General features: G+C 60.0%; 8 protein-coding genes. 5 read left to right on the top strand and 3 right to left on the bottom strand.

Translation table 11 applies throughout. The features are described 5' to 3' along the window. Positions 1–153: 153 nt before the first annotated feature. Positions 154–390 (top strand): YdcH family protein, encoded by a 237-nt coding sequence (locus GHO42_RS06350; protein WP_153325963.1) that lies wholly within the window; start codon positions 154–156, stop codon positions 388–390. Between the two features lie 26 nt (positions 391–416). Then, positions 417–713: a putative quinol monooxygenase gene (locus GHO42_RS06345; protein ID WP_095000198.1), complete on the top strand. Its 297-nt coding sequence runs from the start codon at positions 417–419 to the stop codon at positions 711–713. 66 nt (positions 714–779) lie between these two features. On the opposite strand, the gene GHO42_RS06340 is transcribed toward GHO42_RS06345, so the two are convergent. Together GHO42_RS06340 and GHO42_RS06335 are read right to left on the bottom strand one after the other, a co-directional pair. Continuing rightward, positions 780–2,552 (bottom strand): acyl-CoA dehydrogenase C-terminal domain-containing protein, encoded by a 1,773-nt coding sequence (locus tag GHO42_RS06340; protein ID WP_095024656.1) that lies wholly within the window; start codon positions 2,550–2,552, stop codon positions 780–782. 139 nt (positions 2,553–2,691) lie between these two features. Further along, positions 2,692–4,314 carry an acyl-CoA synthetase gene (locus GHO42_RS06335; protein WP_095000200.1) on the bottom strand — a complete coding sequence of 541 codons (1,623 nt, stop codon included), beginning with the start codon at positions 4,312–4,314 and terminating at the stop codon, positions 2,692–2,694. 180 nt (positions 4,315–4,494) lie between these two features. On the opposite strand from GHO42_RS06335, the gene GHO42_RS06330 reads away from it, so the two are divergent. Then, entirely contained in the window at positions 4,495–6,300 is a 1,806-nt protein-coding gene (locus GHO42_RS06330; RefSeq protein WP_095026232.1) for a PAS domain S-box protein, read from the top strand. A 2-nt stretch (positions 6,301–6,302) separates the two neighbouring features. Then, on the top strand, positions 6,303–6,938 hold the full coding sequence (locus tag GHO42_RS06325) for a response regulator transcription factor (RefSeq protein ID WP_095000202.1): 636 nt from the start codon (positions 6,303–6,305) through the stop codon (positions 6,936–6,938). Here the strand turns inward: GHO42_RS06325 and GHO42_RS06320 are convergent. Continuing rightward, positions 6,925–8,328, bottom strand: coding sequence for a PLP-dependent aminotransferase family protein (locus GHO42_RS06320; protein ID WP_095019911.1), 1,404 nt, complete (start codon positions 8,326–8,328; stop codon positions 6,925–6,927). The two genes, GHO42_RS06325 and GHO42_RS06320, sit on opposite strands and share 14 nt — an antisense overlap. A gap of 129 nt (positions 8,329–8,457) precedes the next feature. Between GHO42_RS06320 and GHO42_RS06315 the strand changes: the two genes are divergently transcribed. Next, positions 8,458–9,096, top strand: coding sequence for a LysE family translocator (locus tag GHO42_RS06315; protein WP_095000204.1), 639 nt, complete (start codon positions 8,458–8,460; stop codon positions 9,094–9,096). Positions 9,097–9,116: the final 20 nt, after the last annotated feature.

Here is a 9,116-nt window from a genome sequence, read left to right as displayed (position 1 = left end):
AACCGGCTAAAGGGAGAGGAAAGTACGCGCCCGGCTTTCTGAGAGTCCCATTGCGTGCTATTGCTTACGCGGGTTCATTGTGAACAGAGCCATTGTGATCAGGTTCGCCCTCAGAACCTGAACCTGCCACTGAAATAGCCATGAGGTGCAGATATGCCAGTCAAGCACGACTTGTTACAGGACTTGGGGTTCACTAAAGAGGCCGTCAGCAAGTTTCGCAGCGAAAACCCGCATCTGAATCAGCTGTTTGTACAGTACGGCGAAAAAGATGCCGAGGTCGTTGAAGCTGAAGCCAATGACGCCATAGGCGTCCCTGATGATGTACTGCGCACGCTCAAGGAGCAGCGCTTGCAGATCAAGGATAAAATCGCGCAGATCCTCAGCGCTTAAGTCACCGCAAGCTGCAGGAAGTAGATATGTCCCGAATCATCAAAATTGTTGCCACATTGCGTGCCAAACCTGGTCATGGCAAAACTGTCGAGCAGGCACTGCGCGCCTGTGTCGAAGGCTCACGGGCCGAACCGGGCTGCCGTTTCTATGACTTGCACGTGGATCGTACCGACCCCGAGCGTTTTGTCTTTATTGAAGGTTGGGCGGACATGGAGGCGATCGAGCATCATAAAACCACCCCGCACTACCAGGCGATGGCCCAGGCCGTGGGCGATCTATTGGCGCATCGCGAAGTGTTGTTGCTGGACGAACTGAGCGTTTAGGCCCGGTTCAAGTGCGCAACAGCCTGCGGCGGCCCTGAACAGGCCGCCGTTTTTATTGGCGGGCGTTTAAAAATGTGCGGCATCGATCTCGAACAGTGATTCGCTGCCAGCCCGTATTCCGTGCTCCAGGCTCAGTGTGCGAGGCAACAAGCGGGAGAAATAGAACTGTGCGGTCGCCAGCTTGGTGTCATAAAACCCGGGGTCGGTACTCCGCGAGCGCTGCGCCACATCGGCCATGCGTGCCCATAGCCAGGCATACGCCACATAACCGAACAGGTGCAGATATTCGACACAGGCGGCGCCTGTTTCATTGGGGTTGGCCCTGGCCCGTGCCTGCAGCCAGTCACTGACGTCCTCAAGACGCTGCACTGCGTCCAGCAGTTCGCTGGCATAAGGCTTGCCGGGCCGGGTCGCGAAGTCACGGATGTGTGCGGTAAACAGGCGCAGGCTTGCACCGCCATTGGCGATCACTTTTCGGCCCAGCAAATCCAGCGCCTGGATGCCGTTGGTGCCTTCATAAATCTGCGCAATGCGCACATCGCGAACCAGCTGTTCCTGGCCCCATTCGCGGATATAGCCATGACCACCAAAGACTTGCTGGCCCAGCACGCAACTGTCGAAACCGGTATCGGTAAAGAAGGCCTTGGCCACTGGGGTCAGCAAGGCTACCAGCGCAGTGGCTTGCTGCTGCTCCTGCGGCTCGGTAGAGAACTTGGCCAGATCCAGTTGTTGGCCCACATAGCTGGCAAATGCCCGTCCACCTTCGGTCATGGCCTTCATGCTCAGCAACATGCGTCGCACATCGGGGTGGACGATAATCGGGTCGGCAATCTTCTCCGGTGCCACGGCTCCGGTCGGGGCACGACTTTGCAGGCGCTCGCGGGCATAGGTGCGGGCATTCTGGTAGGAGGCCTCGGCGCAGCCAATGCCCTGGATGCCGATCGACAGACGCTCGTAGTTCATCATGGTAAACATCGCGGCCAGGCCCTTGTTGGCTTCACCGATCAACCATCCCTGTGCGCCGTCAAAGTTGATCACGCAGGTTGCCGAAGCCTTGATCCCCATCTTGTGCTCGATGGAGCCGCAGCTCACCGCATTGCCTTGTCCGAGTGAACCATCGTCATTTACCAGCACCTTGGGAACCAGAAACAACGAAATGCCCCTGGGCCCTGCTGGCGCATCCGGCAGCTTGGCCAGCACCAGATGGATGATGTTTGCGGTCAGGTCCTGATCGCCGCCGGTGATGAATATCTTGCTGCCGCTGAGGCTGAAACTGCCGTCAGACTGCGGTTCGGCGCGGGTGCGGATAATCCCCAGATCGGTGCCGGAATGGGCCTCGGTCAGGCACATGGAACCGGCCCAGCGGCCTTCGTACATCGGTGGCAGGTAACGGCTTTTGAGGGGTTCGCTGGCGTGGGCATCGATGGCAAGGCAAGCACCGCTGGTTAGCGCCGAATAAAGGGCAAAACTGGAGTTTGCGCCGTAGAGCATTTCTTCAAATTGCACGGCGAGCATTTTCGGCATGCCCAGGCCGCCAAATTCAGGATTGCCCGACAGGCCTACCCAGCCGCCTTCGATGTAGGTGTTGTAGGCTGACTTGAAGCCTTCAGGTGTGGTGACCTGGCCCGCCAGCCAGTGTGCGCCTTCTTCGTCGCCACTGCGGTTGAGCGGGGCGATCAGTTGGCCGGTGACCTTGGCGGCTTCCTCAAGTATGGCGTCGGCGGTATCGGCGTCGACGTGGTCGGCCAGGGCTGGCAGCCTGGCCCAGAGTGCGGGGGCTTCGAAGACTTCGTGCAGGACAAAGCGCATATCGCGCAGGGGGGCGTTGAATTCAGGCATGAAAAACCTCGTTTTTTGCAGCTGAAGGCATTCTGTGGGAGCGGGCTTGCTCGCGATTTGGGCGCCGCGGCCTGTCTGGGTAACCGAGGCGACACCTTCGCGAGCAAGCTCGCTCCCACAGTGGGTCTATAGGGGGCAGTTACAGTGCTTTGGCCATATCACGCAGCACGAACTTCTGGATCTTGCCCGTGGAGGTCTTGGGCAGCAGGGTGAACACCACCGTACGCGGCACTTTGAACCCGGCCAGGTGATCGCGGCAAAAGGCAATGATCTCGGCCTCGCGCACCTGCTGATGATCGGCCTTGAGAGTGATAAAGGCGCAAGGCGTTTCACCCCACTTTTCACAGGGCCGCGCCACCACGGCCGCCTCCATGACGCCCGGGTGTCGGTAGAGCACACCCTCGACCTCGATGGTGGAAATGTTCTCGCCACCGGAAATGATAATGTCCTTGAGCCGGTCGCGAATTTCGACGTAGCCGTCCGGGTGGCACACGGCAAGGTCACCGGTGTGGAACCAGCCGCCTTCGAAGGCTTCGGCCGTGGCGCTGGGATTCTTCAGATAGCCCTTCATTACCGTATTGCCGCGCATGAAAATCTCGCCCATGGTCTCGCCGTCACGGGGCGTCGGTACCAGGGTTTTCGGGTCGGCCACCATCACGCCTTCCAGCGTCGGGTAGCGCACGCCCTGGCGGGACTTGATCTGCGCGCGTTCGGCCAGAGGCTGCGCATCCCACTTTTCATGCCAGGCACAAATCGTCACCGGACCATACACCTCGGTCAGGCCATAGACGTGGGTGACCTTGATGCCCATTTCTTCCACGGCACCAATCACCTTGGCCGGTGGCGCAGCACCTGCGACCATCGCATGCACCGGGTGGTCGATGGCAGCCTTGGCGGACTCGGGCATATTGACCAGGGCGTTGAGCACAATCGGTGCACCACACAGATGGGTGACCTGATGCTCGCGAATCAACGTGAGGATCTTTTGCGGGTCAACCCGGCGCAGGAACACATGCACGCCAGCCAGCGCGGTGATGATCCATGGGTAGCACCAGCCGTTACAGTGGAACATCGGCAAGGTCCACAAATACACCGGGTGATTGCCGATGGCCCAGACCATCTGGTTGCCCAGGGAATTGAGGTAAGCACCGCGATGGTGATACACCACGCCCTTGGGGTTGCCGGTGGTGCCGGAGGTGTAATTGAGGGCAATGGCCTGCCATTCATCTGCGGGCCATTGCCAATCAAACTCGGGATCGCCTTCGGCCAGCAGCGCTTCATAGTCCAACTGGCTGACCGGCTGGCCTTCACCGTATTCGGGGTCATCCACATCAATGATCAGCGGCGGGTGATCGAGCATGGCCACGGCCGCATGCACTACGTCATGGAACTCGCGATCGGCAATCAGCACCTTGGCTTCGCCGTGGGCGAGCATAAAGGCGATGGCTTCAGCATCGAGGCGAACATTGAGGGCATTGAGCACCGCGCCGATCATGGGCACGGCAAAGTGCGCTTCAAGCATCGCCGGGATATTGGGCAGCATCACCGCTACCGTATCGCCCTGGCCAATCCCGCGCCCGGCCAGGGCACAAGCCAGGCGGCGGCAACGACTGTAGGTCTGCGCCCAGGTGCGGCGGATGGCGCCGTGAATCACGGCAGGGTAATCGGGGTAGACGCTGGCTGTACGTTCGATAAAACTCAGCGGAGACAGGGCAATATGGTTTACGGCAGTCGGCTCAAGGCCGTGCTCAAAAATCGACATGAAGGTCATTCCGGTGGCTGATTGTTAGCTCTATGGCTGCCTGCTCTGCCGATGGCGAGCGGGTCAGTTTTATGTCCGGTCTGACTTATAGCTCACTCCGGGTTTGATATGGAAGTAATACCTAAGCAATATAGTAGTTGTACTATATAAAGAAAAATTCGCTCAAGTCCTGGATGCCCAATGCCGATCGCGCTGCTTCCCCATGACCCTCAACCCTCTGTAGTGCTTGATAGAGACGGCTTGGCGCTGGCAGCCAACGACGCACTGATCCGCCTGCTGGCGGGCAAGGCGTTGAGCCAGGCGCGCGCTCTGTTGCCGGGCAATCTGCCGGAGCTGGTACGCGCCTGCCTCAAGCAGGGCAGAGCCATCGAGCAGGTAGAGGCGCAAAGTGCTCAGCAGGTCTGGCTCTGGACGCTTATTCCCGACCCCGACAGCCAGTGTGTGCTGGCCCGCGGGCGTGAAGCGAGTACAGAACTGCTGGCCGGGCGAGAGGCGGCCAAAGCCCGACGCCTGTACCGGCTGATTACCGAAAACACCACGGACCTTATCTCGCGCCATACGCCTGACGGGCGTTTTCTGGATGCCTCGCCGGCGTCCTGGACCCTGCTTGGCTACTGGCCCGAAACGCTGCGCGGGACCCTGGCCCAGCGCCTGTTTCATGCTCACGACCTGAAGCTGGCGCTGCGTCAGGCCCGTGATGCCCTGCAACTCGACGGCTATCACACCATGACCTACCGCATTCGCCATCAGGCAGGGCATTACCTGTGGTTTGAAACAGCCAGCCGGGCAATTCGTGAAACCTACACCGGGGCGGTCGTCGAAGTGGTCAGTGTGTCGCGGGATATCACGGCCCGCGTCCAGGCTGAAGAGAACAAGCGGCGTCTGGCTGAAGTGGTGGAAGCCAACCCTGATCCGGTGCTGTTTATCGACCCGGCTGGCGGGGTGTCGTACCTCAACCCGGCGGCACGGCGTCTGCTGGGTCTGCTGCCTGCAGAAGGCATGCCCGCATTGGCTGATTTTTTGACCGCGCAAGTCTTGGCTACCCTGGAGAGCAACGGCTGGCACAGTGCAGAGGCGCAGGGTTTGTGGAGTCACGAGACCCGTTTGTTGCCCTTGAATGGCGAGCCTTCGGTGCCGGTGTCGTTACTGCTGCTGGCTCATCGCTCGACTGCCGGAGAGCGGTTTTTCTCGCTGGTGGCACGGGATATGCGCGAGCGTGAACTGCGCGAAGCCCAGCAGCGCCATCATCAGGATGAAATGGCCCATACCGCGCGCCTGGTCACACTGGGCGAACTGGCATCGGGGATTGCCCACGAAATCAATCAACCGCTGGCGGCAGTGGTCAATTACGCCAATGCCAGCCAACGTTACCTGCAAAGCCTGGACAGTAATCCTGCCGCAGTCGAGCGTGTGGCCCAGGGACTGGAGCGGATCAACCTGCATGCCAATCACGCCGCGCAAGTGATCAAGCGCCTGCGCGGTTTTTTGCGCAAGGGCCGGCGTAACCTGCAAGCGCTGGATATCAGTGAGGTGGCGCGCCAGGCCGTCAGCCTGTGTGCCTGGGAGGCCGGGGAACGAAATGTCACTATCGAGCTGCAGTTGCCGGAGTCCCTGCCATGGGTATACGCCGACCGGGTGTTGCTGGAGCAGGTGCTGCTCAACCTGTTGCGCAATGCCATAGATGCAAACAACGAGCAATTACCGGGTCAGCTTTCGCGGATCATCCTGCAGGCTCAAACCCTTGATGGCGCCACCCTGCAAATCAGCGTGCAGGATCAGGGGCCGGGGGTAAGCGCCGGGGAGCTTGAGCAGTTGTTCACACCGTTTTACACCAGCAAGGCAGAAGGTCTCGGGCTGGGTTTGTCGATGAGCCGCAGCATCGTCGAAGGCTTTGGCGGTGAACTCAATGCCCGACCACAAACCAGCGGCTTGCTGATGTGCTGCTGCCTGCCATTGATGGCTTCACTCAACACGACAAGAGAGTAACGATGACAACCCAAACCCGGCCTGTGGTGTATGTGGTGGATGACGATCAGGGCATGCTCGACTCGACGGTCTGGTTGCTCGAGTCCGTGGGCCTCAATGCGCTGGCGTTTACAAGCGGGCAGGCCTTTCTTGACGCTTGCGACCCGACCCTGTGTGCCTGTGTGGTACTGGATATCCGCATGCCGGCCATGGGCGGCCTGAATGTTCAGCAGGCATTGCGTGAACGAGGGATCAGGATGCCGGTGATCTTTGTCAGCGGGCATGCCGATGTGCCCATTGTGGTACGGGCTTTCAAGGCCGGTGCCCATGATTTTATCGAGAAGCCCTATAACCAGCAGTTGTTGCTCGACAGCGTACAGCAGGCCCTGAGTGGCGATACCGCGCAGCAAAGCGCCAGCCAGGAACAGACCGAACTTGAGGCCCGTCTGCAAAGCCTGACACCGCGTGAGCAAGATGTATTCATGCCTTTGGTCAAGGGCTGCACCACCCGTGAAATTGCCGCGCTGCTGGGGGTGAGTGCCAAGACTATCGACCTGTATCGCTCCCGGGTGATGAAGCGCATGCAGGCCCGGCATTTACCCGATCTGGTGGGCATGGCCATTGCTGCCGGGCTGGTTGATCCGCTCAGGTTGGGTTAGCCAGTAATGCCTCGACGCCAGCCATGACGGCAGGCGTGTCGGTGTGGGCGACGTTGAAGCGCATGCAGCGGCGCAGTTGCGGATCAAAACCGAACAGGATCCCGGGCGCGAGCACCAGGCCACGGGCAAGCGCCTGCTGGGCGAGGGTTTCGCCATCCAGCCCGGCAGGCAATGTGGCCCAGATAAACATGCCGCCGGCGTAGGGCGCGCTCAACCTGAAGCCCAGGCCCTGCAACCAGCCCGAAACCCTTGCACCACTGGCCTGCAGGCCTTGCACCACGCGCTTGCGGTGTTTGTGATAAGTGCCGTCATTGAGCATCGAGCACACCAGTTGCTCAAGCATTTCCGAAGTAATCCCGCCGCACATCAGTTTCATCTGGGTCAGCTCGGCGGCCATCTGCGCAGAGGCCACGACAAAGCTCACCCGCAGGTTGGCACTGAGGGTTTTCGAAAAACCGCTCAGGTAGGTCACTTGCTCCACGCCTGCCAGCGCCACCAGTCGAGGGGGCGGTTCTGGGTGCAGGTCGCCATAAAGATCATCTTCGATAATGGCGCACTCATAACGCTTGGCCAGCTCGAGCAGTCCGTAGGCCTGCCCGGGTGTGAAGGAGTGCCCGGTGGGGTTATGCAGCAGCCCGGTGGTGAGGTAAAGCGTTGGCCGGTGCTGGCTGAACAGGGTTTGCAGCGCTTGCAGGTCCAGCCCTTGGGCAGTGCGCTCCACAGTGATCACGCGCACGCCATGCAAGGCCAGGTTGGCGTGAAAATTGAAATAACAGGGCATGTCCAACAGCACGGTATCGCCGGGGCGCACGCGCAAGCGCAGCAGCATGTCGAGCCCCAGCACGGTATTGGCCGTGGTGATGATCTGCTCGACCCCCACATTCAGGCCCTGGCTCAACAGTTTCTGCTGCAAGGCCTGACGCAGCGGCAAATAGCCCGCCGGGTCACCATAACCGGTCAGTCGCAGGGCTGGCGAGCGACTGAGCTGGCGCATGTTGCCACGCAGGGCGCTGGCTTCCAGCCAGCTTTCCGGTAAATGCCCGCTGCCGGGGCGCAGGGCACCGCTGGCACCGGTCAGGGAGCGGCGCAAGACGCTGTGCAAGTCTTGCGGCAGCAGGTCAAGGGCAGTGGCGCGTCCGCTCTGCAGCGTTTTCGTCGCAACAAAGTAGCCCAGGCCCTGACTGGATGTGATTCTGTCCTGCCCGCGCAAGCGATCCAGGGCTTCGATCAGGGTGAATTTGCTGACGCCCCAGTGAGCAGTCATCTCGCGTGCCGAAGGCAGTTTGCTGCCGGGGTTGAGCAGACCCTGATCAATGGCCTGGCTCAAGGCATCAACAATCTGCTGGACCTTGGACAGGCCGGGTTGAAACGCAACGGTAGGTAAGTGCATGCAGGGCCTCGTACTTTACCGGTCATGCTACCAGTAAAGGTCGGTAAAGTTTGTCAGTGCTTGCTCTGCCAATAGCCAGCAGGGCCTGCCTAGACTGCGCGACCGTAATTTCTGGATTCAACCACCGTCATGGCCACGCAACTGACACTCGCTTCATTTCTGTATTTTCTGATGTTTTGCGCCACCATGACCTTCAGCCCCGGGCCCATGACCCTGCTCTTGATGGGGTTCGGCATGCAGCAGGGGCTCAAGCGTTCCATGCCGGTACAACTGGGAGCCAGCGCAGCGTATCTGGTGTCGATTCTTGTATTTGCCGTAGGCTTCGCCGAACTGATCAAGGGCAACCCGTTAATCAGTCGCGGGATCCAGTATGTGGGGGTTACGTACTTGCTGTACCTGGCGTACCGGCAGTGGACCAGCACCGGGTTGAAACTGGACAGTCCCGACACACTGCACAACGATTTTACAGGGCGCTTTGGCAAGGGCCTGCTCACCGGTTTCTCCAACCCGAAAACCATCGTCATGTTCAGCGCCGTATTCCCGCAGTTCGCCGGGCAGGGCAGTGATTCCCGAATGCTGGATCTGGCGGTACTGGGGCTGGCTTTTTTGCTGCTGCAGTTTGCCAGTGGTTGCCTGTATTGTTACTTCGGTCAACGTATTCGCCGGGTGCTGCAAAGCCCGTCGCGACAAGTGTTGTTGCAACGGGCTACAGCCTGCATGTTGCTGGGGGTTGCAGTGATGCTGGCGCGAGGCTTTACCCAGGGCTGAACCTGCCGGGCGCTGGTGCC

It is taken from the genome of Pseudomonas sp. FSL R10-0056 (assembly GCF_009600105.1).
In the GTDB taxonomy this organism is placed as follows: Bacteria; Pseudomonadota; Gammaproteobacteria; order Pseudomonadales; family Pseudomonadaceae; genus Aquipseudomonas; species Aquipseudomonas bubulae.
This window is presented reverse-complemented; position numbering and strand designations above follow the sequence as displayed.

Excerpts from the sequence above, each read along its gene's own strand:
- GHO42_RS06335 (WP_095000200.1), bottom strand. The coding sequence starts at position 4,314 with ATGTCGATTTTTGAGCACGGCCTTGAGCCGACTGCCGTAAACCATATT.
- GHO42_RS06350 (WP_153325963.1), top strand. The coding sequence starts at position 154 with ATGCCAGTCAAGCACGACTTGTTACAGGACTTGGGGTTCACTAAAGAG.
- GHO42_RS06340 (WP_095024656.1), bottom strand. The coding sequence starts at position 2,552 with ATGCCTGAATTCAACGCCCCCCTGCGCGATATGCGCTTTGTCCTGCAC.
- GHO42_RS06345 (WP_095000198.1), top strand. The coding sequence starts at position 417 with ATGTCCCGAATCATCAAAATTGTTGCCACATTGCGTGCCAAACCTGGT.
- GHO42_RS06320 (WP_095019911.1), bottom strand. The coding sequence starts at position 8,328 with ATGCACTTACCTACCGTTGCGTTTCAACCCGGCCTGTCCAAGGTCCAG.
- GHO42_RS06325 (WP_095000202.1), top strand. The coding sequence starts at position 6,303 with ATGACAACCCAAACCCGGCCTGTGGTGTATGTGGTGGATGACGATCAG.
- GHO42_RS06330 (WP_095026232.1), top strand. The coding sequence starts at position 4,495 with ATGCCGATCGCGCTGCTTCCCCATGACCCTCAACCCTCTGTAGTGCTT.
- GHO42_RS06315 (WP_095000204.1), top strand. The coding sequence starts at position 8,458 with ATGGCCACGCAACTGACACTCGCTTCATTTCTGTATTTTCTGATGTTT.